24 protein-coding genes and 1 rRNA gene are annotated in these 21,353 nt (G+C 63.8%); 21 read left to right on the top strand and 4 right to left on the bottom strand.

What is annotated here, in order from left to right; translation table 11 throughout:
• Positions 1–206: 206 nt before the first annotated feature.
• The 8 genes from ffh to rimM all read left to right on the top strand — a co-directional run bounded on the left by ffh (position 207) and on the right by rimM (position 5,864).
• On the top strand, positions 207–1,727 hold the full coding sequence (ffh, locus tag AC5STI_RS15180) for a signal recognition particle protein (RefSeq protein ID WP_495447256.1): 1,521 nt from the start codon (positions 207–209) through the stop codon (positions 1,725–1,727).
• Positions 1,724–2,332, top strand: a complete 609-nt coding sequence (locus tag AC5STI_RS15175) for a GNAT family N-acetyltransferase (protein ID WP_495447255.1) — start codon at positions 1,724–1,726, stop codon at positions 2,330–2,332. Before ffh ends, AC5STI_RS15175 begins: the two co-directional genes overlap by 4 nt.
• A gap of 149 nt (positions 2,333–2,481) precedes the next feature.
• The gene (locus tag AC5STI_RS15170; protein ID WP_495447254.1) at positions 2,482–3,048 is read left to right on the top strand and encodes a GNAT family N-acetyltransferase; all 567 of its coding nucleotides are present in this window, start codon (positions 2,482–2,484) and stop codon (positions 3,046–3,048) included.
• 61 nt (positions 3,049–3,109) lie between these two features.
• Positions 3,110–3,712, top strand: a complete 603-nt coding sequence (locus AC5STI_RS15165; RefSeq protein ID WP_495447253.1) for a GNAT family N-acetyltransferase — start codon at positions 3,110–3,112, stop codon at positions 3,710–3,712.
• A gap of 114 nt (positions 3,713–3,826) precedes the next feature.
• Positions 3,827–4,135 (top strand): chorismate mutase, encoded by a 309-nt coding sequence (locus AC5STI_RS15160; protein ID WP_495447252.1) that lies wholly within the window; start codon positions 3,827–3,829, stop codon positions 4,133–4,135.
• A gap of 60 nt (positions 4,136–4,195) precedes the next feature.
• A complete protein-coding gene (gene rpsP / locus AC5STI_RS15155) occupies positions 4,196–4,564 on the top strand; it encodes a 30S ribosomal protein S16 (RefSeq protein WP_039159062.1) in 369 nt (122 codons plus the stop codon).
• Between the two features lie 4 nt (positions 4,565–4,568).
• Entirely contained in the window at positions 4,569–5,207 is a 639-nt protein-coding gene (gene bluB, locus AC5STI_RS15150; RefSeq protein WP_495447251.1) for a 5,6-dimethylbenzimidazole synthase, read from the top strand.
• Positions 5,208–5,360: 153 nt separating this feature from the next.
• Positions 5,361–5,864: a ribosome maturation factor RimM gene (gene rimM, locus AC5STI_RS15145; RefSeq protein WP_495447250.1), complete on the top strand. Its 504-nt coding sequence runs from the start codon at positions 5,361–5,363 to the stop codon at positions 5,862–5,864.
• Between the two features lie 9 nt (positions 5,865–5,873).
• Here rimM and AC5STI_RS15140 read toward each other — a convergent pair whose 3' ends face one another.
• Positions 5,874–6,776, bottom strand: a complete 903-nt coding sequence (locus tag AC5STI_RS15140; RefSeq protein WP_495447249.1) for a phosphotransferase — start codon at positions 6,774–6,776, stop codon at positions 5,874–5,876.
• A 197-nt stretch (positions 6,777–6,973) separates the two neighbouring features.
• On the opposite strand from AC5STI_RS15140, the gene trmD reads away from it, so the two are divergent.
• From trmD to AC5STI_RS15110, 6 genes are all read left to right on the top strand, one after another.
• On the top strand, positions 6,974–7,777 hold the full coding sequence (gene trmD, locus AC5STI_RS15135) for a tRNA (guanosine(37)-N1)-methyltransferase TrmD (RefSeq protein WP_495447248.1): 804 nt from the start codon (positions 6,974–6,976) through the stop codon (positions 7,775–7,777).
• 112 nt (positions 7,778–7,889) lie between these two features.
• A complete protein-coding gene (locus AC5STI_RS15130; protein ID WP_495447247.1) occupies positions 7,890–8,225 on the top strand; it encodes a YegP family protein in 336 nt (111 codons plus the stop codon).
• A 347-nt stretch (positions 8,226–8,572) separates the two neighbouring features.
• Positions 8,573–8,947, top strand: coding sequence for a 50S ribosomal protein L19 (gene rplS, locus AC5STI_RS15125; protein ID WP_174147948.1), 375 nt, complete (start codon positions 8,573–8,575; stop codon positions 8,945–8,947).
• A gap of 11 nt (positions 8,948–8,958) precedes the next feature.
• Positions 8,959–9,180: a 50S ribosomal protein L31 gene (gene rpmE, locus AC5STI_RS15120; RefSeq protein WP_027235636.1), complete on the top strand. Its 222-nt coding sequence runs from the start codon at positions 8,959–8,961 to the stop codon at positions 9,178–9,180.
• A 112-nt stretch (positions 9,181–9,292) separates the two neighbouring features.
• A complete protein-coding gene (locus AC5STI_RS15115; RefSeq protein WP_495447246.1) occupies positions 9,293–11,329 on the top strand; it encodes a DEAD/DEAH box helicase in 2,037 nt (678 codons plus the stop codon).
• Between the two features lie 111 nt (positions 11,330–11,440).
• On the top strand, positions 11,441–12,250 hold the full coding sequence (locus AC5STI_RS15110; RefSeq protein ID WP_475049111.1) for a division plane positioning ATPase MipZ: 810 nt from the start codon (positions 11,441–11,443) through the stop codon (positions 12,248–12,250).
• 18 nt (positions 12,251–12,268) lie between these two features.
• Here AC5STI_RS15110 and AC5STI_RS15105 read toward each other — a convergent pair whose 3' ends face one another.
• A complete protein-coding gene (locus AC5STI_RS15105) occupies positions 12,269–13,501 on the bottom strand; it encodes an adenylate/guanylate cyclase domain-containing protein (RefSeq protein ID WP_495447245.1) in 1,233 nt (410 codons plus the stop codon).
• 51 nt (positions 13,502–13,552) lie between these two features.
• On the bottom strand, positions 13,553–13,993 hold the full coding sequence (locus AC5STI_RS15100) for a MarR family winged helix-turn-helix transcriptional regulator (RefSeq protein ID WP_495447244.1): 441 nt from the start codon (positions 13,991–13,993) through the stop codon (positions 13,553–13,555).
• 71 nt (positions 13,994–14,064) lie between these two features.
• Between AC5STI_RS15100 and hmgA the strand changes: the two genes are divergently transcribed.
• From hmgA to maiA, 7 genes are all read left to right on the top strand, one after another.
• Positions 14,065–15,420 (top strand): homogentisate 1,2-dioxygenase, encoded by a 1,356-nt coding sequence (gene hmgA, locus AC5STI_RS15095; RefSeq protein ID WP_495447243.1) that lies wholly within the window; start codon positions 14,065–14,067, stop codon positions 15,418–15,420.
• A 103-nt stretch (positions 15,421–15,523) separates the two neighbouring features.
• Positions 15,524–16,780, top strand: a complete 1,257-nt coding sequence (fahA, locus tag AC5STI_RS15090; protein WP_495447242.1) for a fumarylacetoacetase — start codon at positions 15,524–15,526, stop codon at positions 16,778–16,780.
• A gap of 82 nt (positions 16,781–16,862) precedes the next feature.
• A complete protein-coding gene (locus tag AC5STI_RS15085; protein WP_495447241.1) occupies positions 16,863–17,813 on the top strand; it encodes an MBL fold metallo-hydrolase in 951 nt (316 codons plus the stop codon).
• A gap of 151 nt (positions 17,814–17,964) precedes the next feature.
• Positions 17,965–19,575 (top strand): FAD-dependent oxidoreductase, encoded by a 1,611-nt coding sequence (locus AC5STI_RS15080; RefSeq protein WP_495447240.1) that lies wholly within the window; start codon positions 17,965–17,967, stop codon positions 19,573–19,575.
• A 5-nt stretch (positions 19,576–19,580) separates the two neighbouring features.
• Positions 19,581–19,799: a DUF2783 domain-containing protein gene (locus AC5STI_RS15075; protein WP_475049092.1), complete on the top strand. Its 219-nt coding sequence runs from the start codon at positions 19,581–19,583 to the stop codon at positions 19,797–19,799.
• The gene (locus AC5STI_RS15070) at positions 19,796–20,338 is read left to right on the top strand and encodes a VOC family protein (RefSeq protein ID WP_475049090.1); all 543 of its coding nucleotides are present in this window, start codon (positions 19,796–19,798) and stop codon (positions 20,336–20,338) included. Before AC5STI_RS15075 ends, AC5STI_RS15070 begins: the two co-directional genes overlap by 4 nt.
• Before the next feature lie 60 nt (positions 20,339–20,398).
• Positions 20,399–21,031 carry a maleylacetoacetate isomerase gene (gene maiA / locus AC5STI_RS15065; protein ID WP_495447239.1) on the top strand — a complete coding sequence of 211 codons (633 nt, stop codon included), beginning with the start codon at positions 20,399–20,401 and terminating at the stop codon, positions 21,029–21,031.
• Between the two features lie 150 nt (positions 21,032–21,181).
• On the opposite strand, the gene rrf is transcribed toward maiA, so the two are convergent.
• Positions 21,182–21,296: ribosomal RNA gene (rrf, locus tag AC5STI_RS15060) — 5S ribosomal RNA — on the bottom strand.
• Positions 21,297–21,353 lie beyond the last annotated feature (57 nt).

Genomic DNA, 21,353 nt, shown 5'->3' with positions numbered 1-21,353 from the left:
CTGCCCAAACATCCGGGAGATCTGAGTCTTCCGGTCCCTGCCCGTGCCAGGGATCGCCCCCCACCAGCGTGTTACGCCCGTGGGGGCAAACCCGTTTGGTTTGCCCTCATGACGGACACGAGGACCGGCGGGCATTTGCGCATGGATCGCTTGTCCCCTACATACGGGGGCGCCACAGTTGAAACCGGCATCAGGAGGCCGCAGGCATGTTTGAAAATCTATCCGAACGCCTTTCCGGCGTCTTTGACCGGCTGACGAAACAGGGCGCCCTCAACGAGGAGGACGTGAAATCCGCCCTGCGCGAAGTCCGCGTCGCGCTGCTGGAGGCGGACGTCTCGCTGCCGGTTGCCCGCGACTTCGTCAAGAAGGTGCAGGAGCAGGCCACCGGCCAGGCCGTCACCAAATCAGTGACCCCGGGCCAGCAGGTCGTCAAGATCGTGCACGACGCGCTGGTCGATGTGCTGCGCGGCGACGAAGACCCCGGCAAGCTGAAGGTCGACAACCCGCCCGCCCCGGTCCTGATGGTCGGCCTGCAGGGCTCCGGCAAGACCACCACCACCGGCAAGCTCGCCAAGCGGCTCAAGGAGAAAGAGGGCAAGAAGGTCCTGATGGCCTCGCTCGACGTCTACCGCCCGGCGGCGATGGACCAGCTGGCGGTGCTCGGCGCGCAGATCGGCGTCGACACCCTGCCGATCGTGCCCGGCCAGAAACCCGTCGACATCGCCAAACGCGCCAAGCAGCAGGCAACGCTCGGCGGCTATGACGTCTACATGCTCGACACCGCGGGCCGCCTGCACATCGACGAGACCCTGATGCAGGAGGTCGAGGACGTCCGCAATGTGGTCTCGCCACGCGAGACCCTCTTGGTGGTTGACGGCCTGACCGGCCAGGTTGCCGTTGAGGTGGCCGAGGAATTCGACGCCAAGATCGGCATCTCCGGCGTGGTCCTCACCCGGATGGACGGCGACGGCCGCGGCGGCGCCGCCCTGTCCATGCGCGCCGTCACCGGCAAGCCGATCCGCTTTGTCGGCCTGGGCGAGAAGATGGACGCGCTCGAAACCTTCGAGGCCGACCGCATCGCCGGCCGCATCCTCGGCATGGGCGACATCGTGGCGCTGGTCGAGAAGGCCCAAGAAACCATCGAGGCCGAACAGGCCGAAAAGATGATGAAGCGCATGATGAAGGGTCAGTTCAACATGAACGACCTGAAGATGCAGCTTGAACAGATGCTCCAGATGGGCGGCATGGAAGGCATGATGGCGATGATGCCCGGCATGGGCAAAATGGCCAAGCAGGTGCAGGACGCCGGCATGGACGACAAGGTGCTGAAGCGCCAGATCGCCATGATCCAGTCGATGACCAAGAAGGAACGCGCCAACCCCGCCCTGCTGCAGGCCTCCCGCAAGAAACGCATCGCGGCCGGTTCCGGCATGGAAGTGTCTGACCTCAACAAGCTTCTGAAGATGCACCGGCAGATGGCCGATGTGATGAAGAAGATGGGCAAGATGGGCAAAGGCAAGATGCTGAAACAGGCCATGAAAGGCATGTTCGGCAAGGGCGGCATGCCGGACATGGGCGGCATGGACCCCAGCCAGATGGACCCCAAGGCGCTGGAAGCGGCGGCCAAGGCGATGGGCGGCAAAGGCGGCCTGCCCGGCGGCCTCCCCGGTCTGGGTGGCGGCATGGGCCTGCCCGCAGGCCTCAGCGGCTTCGGCAAGAAGAAGTGACCACCAGGGCAACATATCCCTGGGAGGCCGCAGCCTCCGGCGCGGCTGCTGCACTTGCGCAGCAGCTGAGCAGCCACGTGCCGCAGCTGGAAACTGCGCGCTTGGTGCTCCGGGCGCCCCGGCTGGAGGACTTCCCGGATTATGCTGCCATTCTGATGTCAGACCGCGCCCGCTTTATGGACGGCCCCTTCAGCCGGCAAAGCGCATGGCTGGATTTCACCCAGTATACTGCAGGGTGGCAGCTGCGCGGAGCCGGCATGTGGACGGCTGAGCAGCGGACATCGGGCGTTGTCGCTGGTTTCTTCTCTGCCGGAATGGAATACGGCGACCGCGAACACGAGCTCGGCTACCTTCTCACCGCCGGTTTCGAGGGCCAGGGCCTGGCTGCCGAGGCCATTGCAGCCGTGCGGGACTTTGCGCTGACCGCATTGGAGCTGCCCTCACTGGTGAGCTACGTCGACCCGGACAACCTACGGTCCGCAAAAGCTGCCGAACGGTCCGGCGCGCAGCGCGACACCGCTGCCGAAGCCGCCTTTGTCTCAAAGGTTCTGGTCTACCGCCACCTGCTGCAAGATGGCGACGGCGGGATGGAGGCATACGCATGAGCTTCCATCAAATTTGCAGGAACCAGGCTGGCGCGGCGGCGGCAACGGCGGTCCGTTTAACAGAATATTACGCAGTCTCCCCGATACTCTTTCGCCGGATGGGTGAAAATTTTGCCGGGCGGCCCGCCGCCCGGGCAGAGGGGTATAAGATGACTGATGCGCAGAAGCCGTATCCGCGGCTTGTTTCCAAACGGCTGATGCTGATTTCTCCGGCCGATCCGGAGTTTGACGCCAATACCGCCTTCCTCGACGCGGGGGCGCCGCGCTTCATTGATGCGGCAAACGATCCCGACTCGCTGTGGTGGTCGATTGCCACCATCATCGGCCATTGGCACCTGCACGGCTACGGCCTGTTTGCCGTGGTCGAACGCAGCACCGGGATGACCGTCGGCCTCGTCGGCCCCTGGTTCCCCAAGGGCTGGCCGGAACCGGAACTGTCCTGGCATCTGATGGAACCGGGCCGCGGCAAGGGCTATGCCAGCGAAGCGGCGCAGGCCGTGCTCGACTGGCTGTTCTCCGAGGCCGGCTGGGACACGATCGTCTCTTACGTGCCGGAGGAAAACGACGCCTCCATCGCACTGGCCCGCCGCGTCGGCGCCCGCCCGGAAAAACCGGTCTCCTTCCGCCTGCAGCCCGCGCCCAACATCCGCGCCTGGCGCCATATGCCGCCGCCCCGCGTGTCCGGCCCGCAGGCTACACGGGGTATGCTGCACTGATGCGCCTGCACCGGACCATATCCCGGCCCGGCCGCGCCCTTCCCGTGGAAGGAGCGCGCTGATGCCGTTTGACATCCCGGTGATCGAAACCCGCCGCCTGATCCTGCGCGGCCCCGAGCCGCAGGACTACCCGGACTTCAAGGCCACTTTCAGCTCCTACCGCTCCCGCTTCATGGGTGGGCCGCTGAACCCTTACGAGGCCTGGATGCTCTATGCCGCCGAGATCGGCCATTGGCAGGTGCGCGGCTTTGGCATGTGGATGATCCACGACAAGAACAGCGGCGAGACCTATGGCATGGCCGGCGGCTGGCAGCCCGCAGGCTGGCCCGAGCGCGAGATCGCCTGGATCATCTGGCCCGGTGCGGCCGGCAAGGGCTATGCGCTGGAGGCTGCGCACGCCGCACGCGGACATTTTTATTCAAATCTGGGCTGGGAGACTGCGGTCAGCTATATCGACCCCAAGAATCTCGACTCGATCCGGCTCGCGGAACGGCTCGGCGCCAAGAAGGACCACGAGGCCGCCACCATCGACGGCAACGATGCGGTCTACCGCCACCCCGCCCCGGACGCCCTGAAGGACAGCCAGACCGCGCATGGCATCGACATGGAAATTGCCCATTATGCGGACCCCCTCTTCAAACCGGAGGGCTGGGCCATTGACTGACCAGCGCGCGGATACCATGTCGCTGCACTGCGGCGGTGCACAGGTGGTGCACACCCGCTGCACGCGCGGCACCCCCTTGGCGGCCCCCCGGCCTGCTGCATTGCGGAGACCCTGATGACGATAGATATCCAAGATCCCGTTGCCCGCGCAGCCCAGCTGCTGAAGGGCCACCGCGAAAGCATCGACCGCCTGGATGCGATCCTCGTCTATACCTTGGGCGAGCGGTTCAAGCACACCCAGGCGGTGGGCCGGCTCAAGGCCGAACACGACCTTCCCCCGTCCGATCCGGCCCGCGAAGCGGCGCAGATCGCACGGCTCGAAGACTTGGCAAAACAGGCCGATCTGGACCCTGAATTCGCCAAGGCATTTTTGAACTTCATCATTGATGAAGTTATCCGCCACCACAAGAAACACCAAGAATAACAAAAACAACAGGAACAACCGGGGCATACCCCGGACAACGCCATCAAAGGAGATGTACCCATGGCAATGAAAATCCGTTTGGCCCGCGGCGGCTCTAAAAAGCGTCCCTTCTACCGCATCGTGGCTGCTGACAGCCGCATGCCGCGCGACGGCCGCTTCATCGAGAAGCTGGGCACCTACAACCCGCTGCTGCCGAAAGATTCGGAAGAGCGCGTGAAAATGGACATGGAGCGCGTGCAGTACTGGCTCGACCAGGGCGCCCAGCCGACCGACCGTATCGCCCGCATGCTGGAAGCAGCCGGCGTCCGCGAGAAGGCCGAGCGCAGCAACCCGAAAAAAGGCACCCCGGGCAAGAAAGCCCAGGAGCGTGCAGAAGAGAAAGCTGCAAAGGCTGCTGAAGCCGCCGAAGCAGCTGCAGACGCGGAATAATTCCGTGGAGCTGCGGGGCGCTTTTCCCGAAGAGTTCCGCAGCCAGCTTGATCTGCTGATGCGGCTCCGGCGCGACGTGCGCCGGTTCCTTTCAGATCCGGTGGAGGAGGCAGTGCTGATGCGCTGCCTCTCCGCCATTCCGCTCGCCCCGTCTGTGGGCCTGAGCGAACCCTGGCGCATCCTGCGGGTGGACAGCGAAACCGCCCGCGCCGCTGCGCTGAAGAATTTCGAGAAAGCCAATGCCGAGGCGCTGTCGGGATATTCCGGCGAGCGCGCCGGACGCTATGCCGGGCTGAAGCTCTCCGGCATGCGCGACGCGCCGGTGCAGCTGGCCATCTATTGCGACGACGAAACCGCCCAGGGCCACGGCCTGGGTGCCGCCACCATGCCGGAGATGCGCCGCTATTCGGTGGTCACCGCCATCACCCTGTTCTGGCTTGCCTTGCGCGCCGAAGGGCTGGGTCTGGGCTGGGTCTCGGTGCTTGACCCGGAGCAGCTGAACAGCGATCTGAACGCACCGCAAGGCTGGCAGCTGATCGGCTATTTCTGCATCGGCTACCCGGAGCGCCTCTCGGACACGCCGGAGCTGGAGGAACAAGGCTGGGAAAGCCGGATGGCGGATCTGCCGCTTGAAACCCGCTGAGGCCGCCGATGGGACGGTTGATACGGCTTGTGTTTTTTGTTGCAGTAGCCTTTACCGCGGGCATCTTCTTTGAACGCAACCACCAAGTGGAACTCTGCGAACAATCCGGCGGCCAATGGCTGCGCGCAGGGTTCTGTGCAAAGGAATAACACCATGAGCGAACTGATCTGCGTGGGAGCGGTGGCCGGCGCCTTCGGCGTGCGCGGCGAGGTGCGGCTCAAGAGCTTCTGCGCCATTCCGGAAGAGATCGAAGACTACTCCCCCCTCAGCAATGAGGACGGCAGCCATAACTATTCCCTGATGATCACACGCCCGATCAAGAACGGCTTTGCCGCGCGGATCGGCGGGGTGGAAACCAAGGAAGACGCTGACGCAATCAAGGGGCTGCGCCTGTTTGCCCGCCGCGATCAGCTGCCGCAGCTGCCGGATGACGAATTCTACCACGCCGATCTGATCGGGCTGGAGGTCTTTGACACCGGCGGCACCCTGCTGGGCACGGTGAAATCGGTGCAGAACCACGGCGCCTCGGACCTGCTGGAGATCCACGGTCCGGGACTGAAGGCCACGGTGCTGCTGCCCTTCACCCTGGAGGCGGTGCCGACCGTTGACCTGAGCCAGGGCCGCATCATTGCTGACCCGCCCGAGGGGCTGTTCTGAGGCGGCTGCTCAGCCGGCTTCATCAGCCAGAAGCGACTCAAGAACCTGAACGATCCTTGTCGCAACCTGCGCACTTTTCAGCTGCTGCTCCCGCGGCTTGCGGCTCAATCCTGCCCAGCATTTAAGCAGGCGGTGGGCATAGAAGAAACGGAACACAGGATCATTCACCAGATCTGCGCCATATCCGTCCTGAAAAGCGTCCCAATCGGCTTGCGCAACCATCCCGAACCCGGGCGACAGGCCCTCCGCGGCCAGATGGTCGGGGCAGTTTGCCAGCCAGATATTGGCTAGGTCGCGCTGCGGGAAGATGCCGTCATGGTTTGAAAAGTCGATGAAGGAGACAGTGGTCTCCGACATGAGGATATTGCGAAAATGCAGGTCGCCATGCTCGACTGCGGCGCTAAAGGATTGCCCCCGCGCACGCCGCGCTGCCCGGTGCAGGTAAGCGCAAAGCCCCAGGAACTTGTTAGGTTTCGGTACCAGCAGCTGCCCGTCGCGCACGGCCTGCGCCTGGCTTGAAACACGGGTCAGAAAAGGCTTTGGCCAGAATTGCCGGTCTCCGGCCTCAGACACCTTGTGCAAGACGGCCACCGCTTGACCAATCCGCCGCAGAATACTGCCCCGGTCCCCGAACCCGTATTCCGTGAGCGCCAATTCACGGTGCGCGGTATCCCCCTGAATAAACTGCATCAGAACGGCAGGGCTTGACGTGTCCCGCCAAAGCAGCGCTGGAACCGCCACGCCTGTTTCAGCCTTCAGACAGTCTGCAGCGGCCTGATGCCGGTCCAGAAATCTGGTCTGCCGCAGCGGATCGGACGCCCCAAAATCGGCGCGCAAGACAACGCTCTGGCCGCCGGCGGTCCTCACCTCCAAGACACAGCGGCGGTGCTCAACACCGCTGCTGACCTGCATCCTGCGAAAGGTGGCCCCGGCTTCGGGCAGGCCGGCTGCCGCGGCTGCCCTGGGCCAAAGCGCCTACGTGCGGGCCTGTACCGCGTCAAACGCAGCAAACGGATCGTCCCCGTCAGCCGGACGCGGCTGTTCTGAATTCATCGCAACACCAAAGCTTTTTATTGCGTGTAATTCTGACTGCACTAAACAGCACCATTATGACAGCACCAAGCAAATCTCATGGCCGCAAGGCGATCCGCCCCACACTGAAGCCGCGCGAGCTGATGACGCCAACGCCGGATCTGGCGGGGGTGTGGAAGGCCAAGATCATCACGCTGTTCCCTTCGGCTTTTCCCGGCGTGCTGGGCGAAAGCCTGACCGGCAAGGCGCTGCAGGAAGGCCTTTGGCAGCTGGAAACCGTGGACCTGCGCGAATTCGGGATCGGCAAGCACCGCAACGTGGATGACACCCCCGCGGGCGGCGGCGCGGGCATGGTGCTGCGCGCCGACGTCCTGGGCGAGGCGATCGAGCAAACTATGGCGGATACCCGGGGCAACTGGCCGCTAGTCTACCTTACCCCGCGCGGCCGGCCGATGAACCAGCAGATGATGCAGGGCTTTGCCCAGTGCGACGGCATCACCCTGCTGTGCGGACGCTTCGAAGGCGTCGATGAACGGGTGCTGGAGCATTACGGCATCCAGGAAGTCTCCTTGGGCGACTTCGTCATGACCGGCGGCGAACTGGCGGCGCAGGCGTTGATCGACGCCACCGTGCGGCTGATCCCCGGGGTGCTCGGCAACCAGGCCTCCACCGAGGAGGAGAGCTTCTCTTCCGGTCTGCTGGAGCATCCGCAGTATACCCGCCCTGCCGAATGGAAAGGCCGAGAAATCCCCGAGATCCTGATGTCCGGCCACCATGGCAAGATTGCCGAATGGCGGCATGACTTGAGCGAAGAAATCACCAAAGCCCGCCGCCCGGATCTGTGGGACGCCTATTGCCGCAAGACGCAAAACCGGGGCTGAAGGGCCGTCCCGCCATACCGCTCCGGCGGCGCCAGCTGCGGCTGACCGTTGCCGGGCGCCGCAAGCCGTGCTTTAGTCCGCTCATATTCATGAAGAATTAGGAGTGAACAGGGTGGCTGCAAAATTTGAACTCTACACCGACAACGCAGGTGAATTCCGGTTCCGGCTGAAAGCAGGCAACGGCGAGAACATCCTGGCCAGCGAAGGCTACAAGCAGAAAGCCAGCGCCGTGAACGGCATCGAGTCGGTCAGAAAGAACGCGGGCGATGACGCGCGCTATGAGCGCAAAGAGACCTCCTCCGGCAAGCATATGTTCAATCTCAAGGCCACCAACGGCCAGGTGATCGGCACCTCGCAGAGCTACGCCAGCGCCTCCAGCCGCGACGGCGGTATCGAGTCGGTCAAGAAGAACGCCCCGGACGCCGCGGTCGACGACCAGACGGGCTGAGGCCTGAAAGACGGGGGCCAGCGGCCCCAAATCTTTTGAGAAAAGATTTGGCAAGAGTTTTGCGAAAACTCTTGCCTGCAGCGCAGCCAGGCACTTGTTTTGTTGAGGCCGCGGACGTATACAGCGCCGGTCTGGATTCGCATTTGCGGCTCCGGGCCGCTGGCTGTTGGATCGCTCACCTGGAAATCTTCTTCGGTTTTCGCTTTGGGCCCTGCCGCCAGCAGCAAGGAACAGACGGCGTGATCTCTGGCGGGCTGCCAATTGGCGGGACTCGGTGAAGACCAGGAGCTCTCATGACGGCACAAACCTCTGCGGCATGAACCGCAGGCAGATTTAGGAGAGTTGCGATGGACCTGATCGCACAGCTGGAGGCGGAACAGATCGCCGCCCTGGGGAAAGAGATCCCCGACTTCAAAGCCGGTGACACCATCCGTGTCGGCTACAAGGTGACCGAAGGCTCGCGTTCGCGCGTGCAAATGTACGAAGGCGTCTGCATCAGCCGCAAGAACGGCTCGGGCATTGCCGGCTCGTTCACCGTCCGCAAGATTTCGTTCGGCGAAGGCGTGGAGCGTGTGTTCCCGCTGTTCTCGACCAACATCGACTCGATCGAAGTGGTGCGCCGCGGCCGTGTCCGCCGCGCCAAGCTGTACTACCTGCGCTCGCGCCGCGGTAAATCGGCACGTATCGCAGAAGATGCGAACTACAAGCCCAAGAAAGCCTGAGGAGCGGTATCATGAAAAAAGACACCCATCCCGATTACCACTTCATCGACGTCAAAATGACCGACGGCACCATCATCAAGATGCGCTCCACCTGGGGCAGCGAAGGTGATCAGCTGGCACTGGACATCGACCCGACCGTGCACCCGGCCTGGACCGGCGGCACCTCGCGCCTGATGGACGCCGGCGGCCGCGTGTCCAAGTTCAAGAAGAAATACGAAGGCCTGGGCTTCTAAGCCGCCTGCCGTATTTTGCAGAACTCCCGAAGGCTGCCCCGGACGGGCAGCCTTCTTTCATTTCTCCTGACGCTGAGGCCGGATGCGCCTCGCGGGAAAGACAGCCCCACTCGTGAAACAAGCCCTGGCAAACGCCCTGCAAGAACGCGGATATGAAACCCTGACCCAAGTGCAGGAGGCTGTGACCCAGCCCGACGTGGAGGGGCGCGACCTGCTAGTGTCCGCGCAGACCGGATCGGGCAAGACCGTCGGCTTCGGCCTGGCGCTGGCCCCCACCCTGCTGGGCGAGGACGAGGCCTTCGGCGAGGCCGCCGCGCCGCTTGCGCTGGTGATTGCCCCGACCCGCGAGCTGGCGCTGCAGGTGAAACACGAGCTCGGCTGGCTGTACCGCGGCGCTGGCGCACGGATTGCCTCCTGTGTGGGCGGCATGGACATGCGCGACGAACGCCGCGCGCTGGAGCGCGGAGCCCATATCGTCGCGGCAACGCCGGGCCGACTGCGCGACCACATCATGCGCGGCTCCATCGACCTCAGCAATGTGCGCGGCGTGGTGCTGGACGAGGCGGACGAGATGCTGGACCTCGGCTTCCGCGAGGATCTGGAATTCATTCTGAGCGAAGCGCCGGAAGAGCGCCGCACCCTGCTGTTCTCGGCCACCGTGCCGCCGGCGATTGCCAGCCTGGCCGAGACCTTCCAGCGCGATGCGATGCGGATCAAGACCGCGGGCGAAACCAAGCAGCACGCGGATATCGAATACCGGCTGATGAGCGTCGCGCAAGCGGACGCGGAAAACGCCATCATCAACGTGCTGCGCTACTATGAGGCGCCCAGCGCCATCGTTTTTGCCAACACCCGCGCAGCGGTGAACCGGCTGGCAGCGCGGCTGACCAACCGCGGCCTGCCGGTAGTGACGCTGTCGGGCGAGCTGAGCCAGACCGAGCGCAGCCATGCGCTGCAGGCGATGCGCGATGGGCGCGCCCGGGTCTGCGTGGCCACCGATGTGGCGGCGCGCGGCATCGACCTGCCGGGGCTGGAGCTGGTGGTCCATGCGGAGCTGCCCTCGAACCACGAAACCCTGCTGCACCGTTCGGGCCGCACCGGCCGCGCCGGCCGCAAGGGTGTCAGCGCGCTGATCGCACCGCCCAAGGCACGCAGCAAGGCGCTGCGACTGCTGAAATGGGCCAAGCTGACGGCCGAGCACTGCGAAGCCCCGTCTGCCGACGACGTTCTGGCGCGGGATGAGGAGCGCATGCTGGCCGACCCGGTCTGGCAGCAGGCCGTTGAAGAGCACGAGCAGGCCGGCGTCCAGACCCTGCTGGACAATTTCTCTGCCGAGCAAATCGCCACCACCTATCTGCGTCTGTTCCGCAGCCGCCACTCGGCACCGGAAGAGCTGCGCCCGGCGGACACGCCGGAACCGCGCAAGGAACGTAAAGAACGCAAACCCTTTGGCCCATCGGTCTGGTTCTCGCTGTCCGGCGGCCGCGAGGCCGGTGCCGATCCGCGCAAGGTGCTGCCGATGCTGTGCAAGGCCGGCAATATCGACCGCGATGCCATCGGCGCGATCCGGGTGCAGGACAACCAGACCTTTGCCGAAATCAGCGAGACCGCGGTTGAGGGTTTCCTGAAGGCGCTGGACGGCAAGACTGAACTGGAGCCCGGCACCGTTCTGACCCAGCTGGCCGAGGCGCCGGAACTGGCCCCCGCCCCGCGCCGCGGCCCCGGCGGACCGAAAGGCGGCTTCAAAGGCGACCGCAACCCCAAGCCGCACCGGGGCAAGGAAGACGGCCCGAAACCTTACCGCCGCAAGGCAGAGGGTGGTGAAGACAGCCGCCCGCCGCGCAAGGAGTGGAAAGACAAGCCGGCACGGGAAGAGCGCCGCGAACCGCGCAGCGACACCCGCCCCAGCAAGCCGAAACCGGCGGTGACCGCCAAGCCGAAGGGGGCGTCTGATCCTTCCAAACGGATGACCAAACCGGGCGCGCCTGCGGCCAAGCCGTTCAAGGCCAAGGGTCCCAAGCCGCCGGTGGGCAAGCCCAACAGCAAGAAGAACAAGGCGCGCGCTGCGGCAGCCGTGGGCGGCAAGGGCGGTAAAGGCGGCGACGCCCGCCCGAAACGCAAGCCGGCGGGACCTGCAAAACACAGGTGATACACTAAGTTTACCAGCCCGCGCACACCGCTTTTCTTGGCCGAATCCAGAGCCTATACAGGGGCACAAAGCTAAAGACGTGCACCAAAGCACGAGCGAAGGGACCTGTACATGGCGCATATCATTGTCGTCGGCAACGAGAAGGGCGGCGCGGGCAAATCGACTGTCTCCATGCATGTGGCGACCACCCTGGCCCGGTTGGGCCACAAGGTGGCAGCGCTGGACCTGGACTTGCGGCAGCGCTCCTTGGGGCGCTACCTGGAGAACCGCAAGGACTTCTGCGCCAAGGCGGGGCTGGACCTGCCGATGGTGGACATGCACGAGCTGCCGGAGATCGACCCGGCCAGCCTGCAGCCGGGCGAAAACATCTATGACCACCGGCTGTCGGCCGCGGTCTCGGCGCTGGAGCCGGGCCATGATTTCATCCTGATCGACTGCCCCGGCTCGCACACGCGCCTGAGCCAGGTGGCGCATTCGCTGGCCGATACGCTGATCACGCCGCTGAACGACAGTTTTGTCGATTTCGATCTGCTGGCGCATGTGGATCAAAAGGGCGAGAGCATCACCGGGCCGTCGGTCTATTCCGAGATGGTGTGGAATGCGCGCCAGCTGCGGGCGCAGGCGGGGCTGAAACCAATCGACTGGATCGTGATCCGCAACCGGGTCGGCACCCAGCGCATGGTCAACAAGGAAAAGATGGAACGCGCCATCAAGATGCTGTCCAAGCGGATCGGCTTCCGGGTGGCTCCTGGCTTCTCCGAGCGGGTGATCTTCCGCGAACTGTTCCCGCGCGGGCTGACTCTGCTGGACCTCAAGGACATTGGCGTCAAGCAGCTCAACATTTCCAACGTCGCCGCCCGGCAGGAACTGCGCGACATGATGAAGGAAGTGAACCTGCCGGGGGTCGAGGTCAGCATCTGACCCCGCCCCGGCGGCACCTCAGCTGTCGCAGCCGCAGTTGCCGCGGTAGATGGTGTAAAGCTCCATCGGCTCAGCCACCCCGCGCAGCATATAGCGGCCCAGAGACACCAGGTCATGGTTGGTGCCTCTGGCGGCTGTCTTCACGTCTTCGGACATGATGATGCTCTGGCCGACAGACCGGTGCATGCCCGCGATCCGGGCAGTCTGGTTCACCGCCTGGCCGATTACGGTGAAGTCGAGCCGGTTCTCCGCCCCGATATTGCCATAGAGGATGGTGCCCGCGTGCAGCGCCAGGGTAAAGCCAGCGGTCGGCAAGCCCTGCGCCTCGCGCTCGGCGTTATACGCGCGGACCTTGCCGCACAGCTCATTGGCCGCGGCCAGCGCCGCGTGAGCGTCTTCCTCGATGCTGCCGAGATTGAACATGGTCAGCATCCCGTCGCCCATGAACTTGAGGATGTTGCCGCCGTGCGCCTGGATGGTTTCCACCGCCAGTCCGAAATAGCCGTTCAGCATGTCGATCAGCTCGGTGCCTGGCAGCCGCTCGGCCAGCTGGGTGAAGCCCTTGAGGTCGAACAGGCAGATCACCGCGTCGATCTGCTGCGAGGACCCGCGCTGAATCTCGCCCGACAGCACCCGGCGGCCGGCATCGCGGCCCAGGTAGACCTGCAACAGGTCGCTGGCCATCTGCCGGTTGGAGGAAGATTTCAGCGCCAGGCCCAGGTGCGGCAGGGTGGTGCGGATCAGGTCCAGCTCGCGGCTGGAGAAGCCGCCCGCGCGGTCCGTCGCCCAGGAGACCAGCATGCCTTCCTGCGGGTGAATGGGATCGTTCGGCCCAGCCTCGGGCGGGGAAAACCGCACGCCCTTGGCAAAATAATCCGTTGCCCCGCGTTCCCGCAGCTCCGGCAGCAGCGGGAATTCCTCCGGCGCGCCGTCTTCGAGCCTCTGGCGGAACTCGTCCAGCTCTTTATCCAAAATGTGAAAGAACGGGCTGCGCAGCCATTCCTCGCGCGGGGACTCGCGGTATTCGTAATGCTGGTGCGACAGGCCGTCTGCGCGGGTCCAGTTGAAACCGATACCGCCGAATTTCGGGTGAAAGGCGCGCTGCGCGACGTGGAAACGCCACAGCGGCACGCCCGCGTCGGTCAGCCGCTGGCAATAGCCCTGCAGCAGGTCCTGCTGATGCGCTCCGTGCAGCCCCTGCTCCATCAGCCAGGCAATCAGCGGTCCTGAATTGACATCGATCTGTATCATGCGTTTACCTTCAAATCCGCTGTCTTATCTGGGCATTGCATCCGGCGATGTCTACGGCCCGATGCCTGCTAATTTGCGCAGCATATACCGCAAAATTGCAACCTCGCCGGTTGTGAACTGCCGGCACAGCCTGGCATCGAACTCCTGCGCCACCTCCCGCAGCTCCCGGTAGGCGGCCTGCCCCGCCGGTGTCAGCGTCAGATGCTCGGCCCGGCGGTCGTTTTTATCCCGGGTGCGGGTCACGAACCGTTTCTCGGCCAGCTTGGCCACGGCGCGGCTGATCTTGGTTTTGTGGATCTTGGCCCGCTCACCGATCTCCTTGGCCGTCATCTGGCCGTAGTTGCCCAGGTGGAACAGCACCCGCCATTCCGTGCGCAGCATACCATAGCGGTCCTTGTAGTGCCGCTGAAACCCCAGCGAGCTTTCTTCGGCCGCCCGGTTCAATAGAAAAGGCAGGAAATCCTGCAGAGTGAAGTCATCTTTTTCGGTCATTTGCGTCCTCTCTCCCTTGTTAGTTACAAAAACAACTAATATCCCGCAAGCAGTGACAGGAGGAACGCGCGATGAATCGGCCTGCCGATCCCCATAAAATGATTCAGGCTCCCTCGATTGCGGGGCCGAACGAGGGCTATATGCCCGGCTTTGCCAACGACTTTGAAACCGAGGCGCTGCCCGGCGCCTTGCCGCAGGGCATGAACAGCCCGCAAAAATGCAACTATGGCCTTTACGGCGAACAGCTGAGCGGCACCGCCTTTACCGCCGACCCGCCGGAGCGGACCTGGACTTACCGGATCCGCCCCTCGGTGAAGCATTCGCACCGCTATGAGAAAATCGACCTTCCGCATTGGAAGTCGGCGCCATGCGTCGATCCGGACGTGATCTCGCTGGGCCAGTACCGCTGGGACCCGGTGCCGCATTCGGAGGAAGGCCTGACCTGGCTCACCGGCATGCGCACCATGACCACCGCGGGCGATGTGAACACCCAGGTCGGCATGGCGAGCCATATCTATCTGGTCACCGAGTCAATGGTGGACAGCTATTTCTTCTCCGCCGACTCCGAGCTTCTGGTGGTTCCGCAGGAAGGGCGCCTGCGGTTCGCGACCGAACTGGGCATCATCGACCTGGCGCCGCAGGAGATCGCCATCATCCCGCGCGGACTGGTTTACCGGGTGGAGGTACTGGAAGGCCCCTGCCGCGGCTTTGTCTGCGAAAACTACGGCCAGAAATTCGAACTGCCGGGCCGCGGCCCGATCGGTGCCAACTGCATGGCCAACCCGCGCGACTTCAAGGCACCTGTGGCCGCGTTCGAGGACCGCGAGACGCCCTCGACCGTGACCATCAAATGGTGCGGCCAGTTCCATGAGACCAAGATCGGCCACTCGCCGCTGGATGTGGTCGCCTGGCACGGCAACTACGCGCCCTTCAAATACGACCTGCGCACCTATTGCCCGGTGGGCGCGATCCTGTTTGACCACCCGGATCCGTCGATCTTTACCGTGCTGACCGCACCGTCCGGCGTGCCGGGTACTGCGAATATTGATTTCGTGCTGTTCCGCGAGCGCTGGATGGTGGCCGAGAACACCTTCCGCCCGCCATGGTACCATAAGAACATCATGTCGGAGCTGATGGGCAATATCTACGGCCAGTATGACGCCAAGCCTCAAGGCTTTGTGCCGGGCGGCATGAGCTTGCACAACATGATGCTGCCGCACGGGCCGGACAAGAACGCCTTCGAGGGCGCGTCGAACTCCAACCTCGGCCCGGAGAAGCTGGACAACACCATGTCCTTCATGTTCGAGACCCGCTTCCCGCAGCATCTGACCGCATTTGCAGCCAAGGACGCGCCGCTGCAGGATGACTACATCGACTGCTGGAGCGACATCGAGAAGAAGTTTGACGGCACGCCCGGGTTGAAGTGAAGGTGTAGGGGGCGCTGCCCCCTCTGGGCCTCAGGAGGCCCATTCACCCCCGGAGTATTTTTGGAAAGATGAAGCCGGCACCGGCTGATGACAGGAAGACGATATGGCTTTGATGAGATCCTGGGTGGCCTCGGCCAATGATGCAGCCCACCCGTTCCCGCTGAACAACCTGCCTTATGGCGTATTCTCCGTCGACGGTGATGACCCGCGCTGCGGTGTCGCGATCGGCGATATGATCCTGGACATGCAGGCCGCCGAGGAGGCCGGTCTGGTCCAGCTCGGCGATGCGCCGCTGTTCGACGTGCCCTATTGGAACGACCTGATGGAAGAAGGCCCGGCCGTCTGGGCCGCGCTGCGCGACCGTCTGACCGCGCTGCTGTCCGAGGGGGCGGTGGAGCAGGAGAAGGTGGAGCCGCTGCTGGTTCCCGCTGCCGATGCCGAGCTGCACATGCCCTTTGCGGTCAGCGAATACACCGATTTCTATGCTGGCAAGAACCACGCCTTCAACGTCGGCACCATGTTCCGCGGCCCAGAAAACGCGCTGCCGCCGAACTGGCTGCACATCCCGATCGGCTATAATGGGCGCGCGTCCTCTGTCGTGATTTCCGGCACTGATGTCCGCCGCCCCTGGGGCCAGCTGAAGGGCCCCAATGATGGCAAGCCGCGGTGGGCGCCTTGCGCGCGGTTCGATATCGAGCTGGAAATGGGCGCGATCGTCGGCACACCCTCCGATGGGCCCATCACAGTGCAGGAAGCGGATGACAACATCTTTGGCTACGTGCTTCTGAACGACTGGTCGGCGCGTGACATCCAGGCCTGGGAATACCAGCCGCTTGGCCCGTTCCAGGCCAAGGCCACTGCCAACACTATCTCCCCCTGGATCGTGACCAAGCCGGCGCTGGAGCCGTTCCGCTGCGACACGCCGGAGCGCGAGGTGGAGCTGCTGGACCACCTGAAGGACTGCGGTCCGATGCTCTATGACATCGACCTCGAAGTGACCCTGGCTCCGGAAGGTAAAGAAGCCACAACCATCGCGCGGACCAACTACAAGGAAATGTACTACTCCGCCGCGCAGCAGCTGGCGCACCACACCACCTCGGGCTGCCCGATGAACGCAGGCGACCTCTTGGGCTCCGGCACCATCTCCGGCCCCACCAAGGAAAGCCGCGGCTCGCTCTTGGAACTCAGCTGGGGCGGCAAGGAGCCGCTGACGCTGGACACCGGCGAGGAACGCTCCTTCATCGCTGATGGCGACACGCTGACCCTGAAAGGCGCGGCCAGGGGCGATGGCTACACCATCGGCTTCGGCGACTGCACCGGCACCGTGCTGCCCGCGCTTGATGATCCCTTCAAGAGGTAAGCACCGCTTTTCCTCTTACCCCAAATACCCCCGCCGAAGGCTCCCGCACTTGCCTCTGGCGCACCGCTGAAAGGACAGACACATGGCCAAGGCATTCGCGTCCCAAGGGGACATGAGCGAAAAGAAAATCTCCTTCACCGAGGTGGGCGAAGGCCTCTATGCCTTCACCGCCGAGGGCGATCCGAACTCCGGCGTGATCATCGGCGACGACAGCGTGATGATTGTCGAAGCGCAGGCCACCCCGCGGCTGGCCAACAAGGTGATCGAATGCGTCCGCTCCGTGACCGACAAGCCGATCACCCATGTGGTGCTGACCCACTATCACGCCGTGCGCGTGCTGGGCGCCTCTGCCTTTGGCGCGCAGCAGATCATCATGGGCGACACCGCCCGCGCCATGGTGGTGGAACGCGGGCAGGAGGACTGGGACAGCGAATTCCAGCGCTTCCCGCGGCTGTTCGAAGGCCATGAAAGCATTCCCGGCCTGACCTACCCGACCACCACCTTCTCCGAGGACATGACCGTCTACCTCGGCGACCGCCGGATCGATCTGATGCACCTGGGCCGCGCCCATACCGCGGGCGACATCGTGATCCATGTGCCGGATCAGAACGTGATGTTCACAGGCGACATCGTTGAATACCACTCTGCCTGCTACTGCGGCGACGGCCATTTCGGTGACTGGGGCAGCACCCTCGACAACATCAAGGCGTTCGGCGTCGACGCCATTGCACCGGGCCGCGGCGATGCGCTGGTCGGCAAGGAGATGGTCAACGCCGCCATCGAAAACACCCGCGATTTCGTCGAGAGCACCTACCGCCCGGCGGCCAGGGTGGCGGCCCGCAACGGCACCCTGAAAGAGGCCTGGGACGCGGTGCGCGCCGAGTGCGATCCGAAGTTCGCAGACTACGCGATCTATGAGCACTGCCTGCCCTTCAACGTCGCCCGCGCCTATGACGAGGCCCACGGCATCGACACCCCGCGCATCTGGACCGCTCAACGCGATCTGGAGATGTGGGAGGCCCTGCAGGGCTGAGCCCCGGGCAGAACTTGCAACCGGGGCGGTTTGATTCAGATCGTGTCGCCCCGGCAGAACCTGTGAGACGCTAGACCATGCTCCCGGCTGACCCCCGCCGGGAAAGGGTTGTGCTGTGCCTGACGGCACCCGGAATTTGGGAGGAGACCTGATGAACAAGATCTTTGAAGTCCCTTTGTACCCCTACACGCGCCATGCGGACCAAGATGCCTCTTCGCCCGTGCGCCGCAAGGTGGTGGTGATCGGGGCGGGCCCGGTGGGCCTGGCTGCGGCCATCGACCTGGCCCAGCAGGGCACCGAAGTGGTGGTACTGGACGACAACGACAAGGTGAGCTTCGGCTCCCGTGCGATCTGCTTTGCCAAGCGGCCGCTGGAAATCCTCGACCGGCTGGGCTGCGGCCAGCCCATGGTCGACAAGGGCGTGCAGTGGAACACCGGCAAGGTGTTCTTTGACGACCGCCAGGTCTACGAGTTCAACCTGCTGCCCGAAGAGGGCCACAAGCGCCCTGCCTTCATCAATCTGCAGCAGTACTATTTTGAGGAATACCTGGTGAACCGGGTCCGCGAACTGCAGGAGCAGGGCGCCCCGATAGAAATCCGCGGCCGCAACAAGGTTTCCGCCATCGGCACCCATCCCACCCATGTGGTTCTGGAAATCGACACCCCTGAGGGCGCCTACAACCTGGAAGCCGACTGGCTGATTGCCTGCGACGGCGCCGGCTCCCCCACCCGGCAGATGCTGGGCCTGGATTTCGTCGGCCGGGTATTTGAGGACAACTTCCTGATTGCCGATGTGATCATGGAGGCAGACTTCCCGACCGAGCGCTGGTTCTGGTTCGACCCGCCCTTCAACAAGGGCCAGTCCGCGCTGCTGCACAAGCAGCCCGATGGCGTTTGGCGCATCGACCTGCAGCTCGGCTGGGATATCGACAAGGAGCGCGAGAAACGCCCCGAGAACGTTATCCCGCGCCTTAAGGCAATGCTGGGCGAAGACGTGAAATTCGAGCTGGAGTGGGTGTCGATCTACACCTTCCAGTGCCGCCGGATGGAGCAATTCCGCCACGGGCGGGTGATCTTTGCAGGCGACGCTGCGCATCAGGTCTCTCCCTTCGGAGCCCGCGGTGCCAACTCCGGCCTGCAGGACACCGATAACTTGTGCTGGAAGCTGAAGCTGGTGATGGACGGCAAGGCGCCGGAAAGCCTGCTCGACAGCTATGACGTGGAACGCATCCACGGCGCCGATGAGAACATCCTGAACTCGTCCCGCTCCACCGATTTCATCACCCCGAAATCGGAGATCAGCCGGGTGCTGCGTGACGCGGTTCTGGACCTGTCGGAACAGTATGAGTTCGCGCGTCCCCTGGTGAACTCCGGCCGCCTGTCGGTGCCCTGCACCTACGACGGCTCGCCGCTGAACTCGGCAGATGCGCTGGACGGGCCGGAGCGCACCCGCCCCGGCTCCTCCTGCCCCGACGCCCCGCTGGGCGACGGCTTCCTGCTGGACAAGCTGGGCGGCAAGTTCGTGCTGCTGACCATCGACGCCGACGCCCCCGATGTGATCGAGGAGGAAGGCATCGAGGTCACCCGGCTGGCCCTGTCGATCAAGGATGACAAGACGCTGGCGCTGCAGGAGCGTTACCTGGGCAAGCTTGAAAGCGGCGTCTACCTGATCCGCCCGGACCAGCATGTGGCCGCCCGCCGCCCCAGCTTTGACGAAAACCAGTTCCGGCACGCAATCCGCCGGGCCATCGGCAAGGAGTAACCGCCATGACCGAGACCGATCAGCTGATCCTGACCGCCAACACCGAGCGCGCCGACGACTTCTATGCAGATCTCCTGGCCGCGCATGAGGGCCTCAGCAGGTCCGAAAGCGATGCGCTGAATGCCCGCCTGGTGCTGGTGCTGGCCAACCACATTGGAAAACGCGCGATCCTGAAACAGGCGCTGGCCGCGGCCGCGCTGAAACCTAGGGAGGACACCGCTTGAAAATCGAACAGATTCACCACGTCGCCTACCGCTGCAAAGACGCCAAAGAGACGGTGGAGTGGTACAACAAGATGCTGAAGATGGACTTTGTCCTGGCAATTGCCGAGGACCACGTGCCATCAACTCATGAGCCCGACCCCTACATGCATATCTTCATGGATGCGGGCAACGGCAATGTCCTGGCCTTCTTCGAGCTGCCGACCAAGCCGGAGATGGACCGCGACCGCAACACGCCGGTCTGGGTGCAGCACATCGCCTTCAAGGTGAAGGACCGCGATACGCTGATCCAGTTCAAGGAGCATCTGGAGGCCAATGGCGTCGAAGTGCTGGGCGTTACCGACCACTCGATCTTCCATTCGATCTACTTCTTTGACCCGAACGGCCACCGGGTGGAGCTTGCCTGCCCTGATCCGGCAGAAGAGGCGCTGCTTGAAAAGCTGGACGCGGTGAAGTGGGAGATGCTGGAGGAATGGTCAAAGACAAAGAAGGCGCCGAAACACGCGGACTGGCTGCACGCGAAGGAACTGAACAAAGGCTGATCCCGCTGGAACAGCCAAGGGCAGCCCCCGGGCTGCCTTCTCAATACGGGGAGGATGCCGATGGGCGGCACGGTTCTTTATGATTACTGGCGGTCGTCGGCCAGCTACCGGCTGCGCATCGCGCTTAACCTCGCGGGTATCAGCTACACCGCTGTCCGGGTTGATCTGGTCAAGGGTGAGCACAAGAGCCCGGACCACCTGGCCCGCAACCCGCAGGGCTTCGTGCCGGTGCTGGACATCGACGGTCTGCGCCTGACCCAGTCGCTGGCGATCCTCGATTACCTGGACGAAACCAGGGACCTTGGTCTGCTGCCCCGCGATCCCGGGCAGCACGCCCTTGCGCGGGCACTGGCGCATTCCGTGGCGATCGACGTGCATCCGGTTTGCAACCTGCAAGTGGCCAAACACGCCACTGCCCTCAGCGGCGGCGCGCCGGATATGCCCAAGGCCTGGATGCAGCATTTCATCCGCCCCGGCCTGCAAGCGTTCGAGGCGCTTCTTTGCGGCTTCGAACAGACGCCTTTCTGCACCGGAGATACACCGGGGCTCGCAGACATCTGCCTGATGCCACAGCTCTACAACGCGCGCCGCTGGGAGGCGGATTTTTCGGACCTGCCGCGCATCTGCGCGGTAGAGGCCGCCTGCTCCGAACACCCCGCGTTCGAAGCCGCGCATCCGGATCAGAGCGACTGAGCAGCTGCCCCATTGCGGCGTCTCAACGGTCCGGGTTTGTTGCGTGGCGCCGGTTCTTCTTGCCTTGGAAACGCGAAACCGCCGCTTGCGTTTATCGCAGCGGCGGTTTTGTTTGTGTGATCGTTTAGAGAGTTTATTGGATTTTACTAGGTTTGGCGGTGACCTACTCTCCCAGGGCTTGAGCCCAAGTACCATCGGCGCGACAGTGCTTAACTTCCGGGTTCGGGATGGGACCGGGTGTTTCACTTGTGCTGTGGCCACCAAACCAAGAAAAATCCACTTGCCTTCGGCGAGTGGATTTTTTTGGTTGGCGGCCGTCAGC

This window comes from Leisingera sp. CC-HEC096 (genome assembly GCF_059429235.1).
Note: the sequence above shows the minus strand (reverse complement) of the source record. Positions and strands in the feature narration are given on the sequence as shown.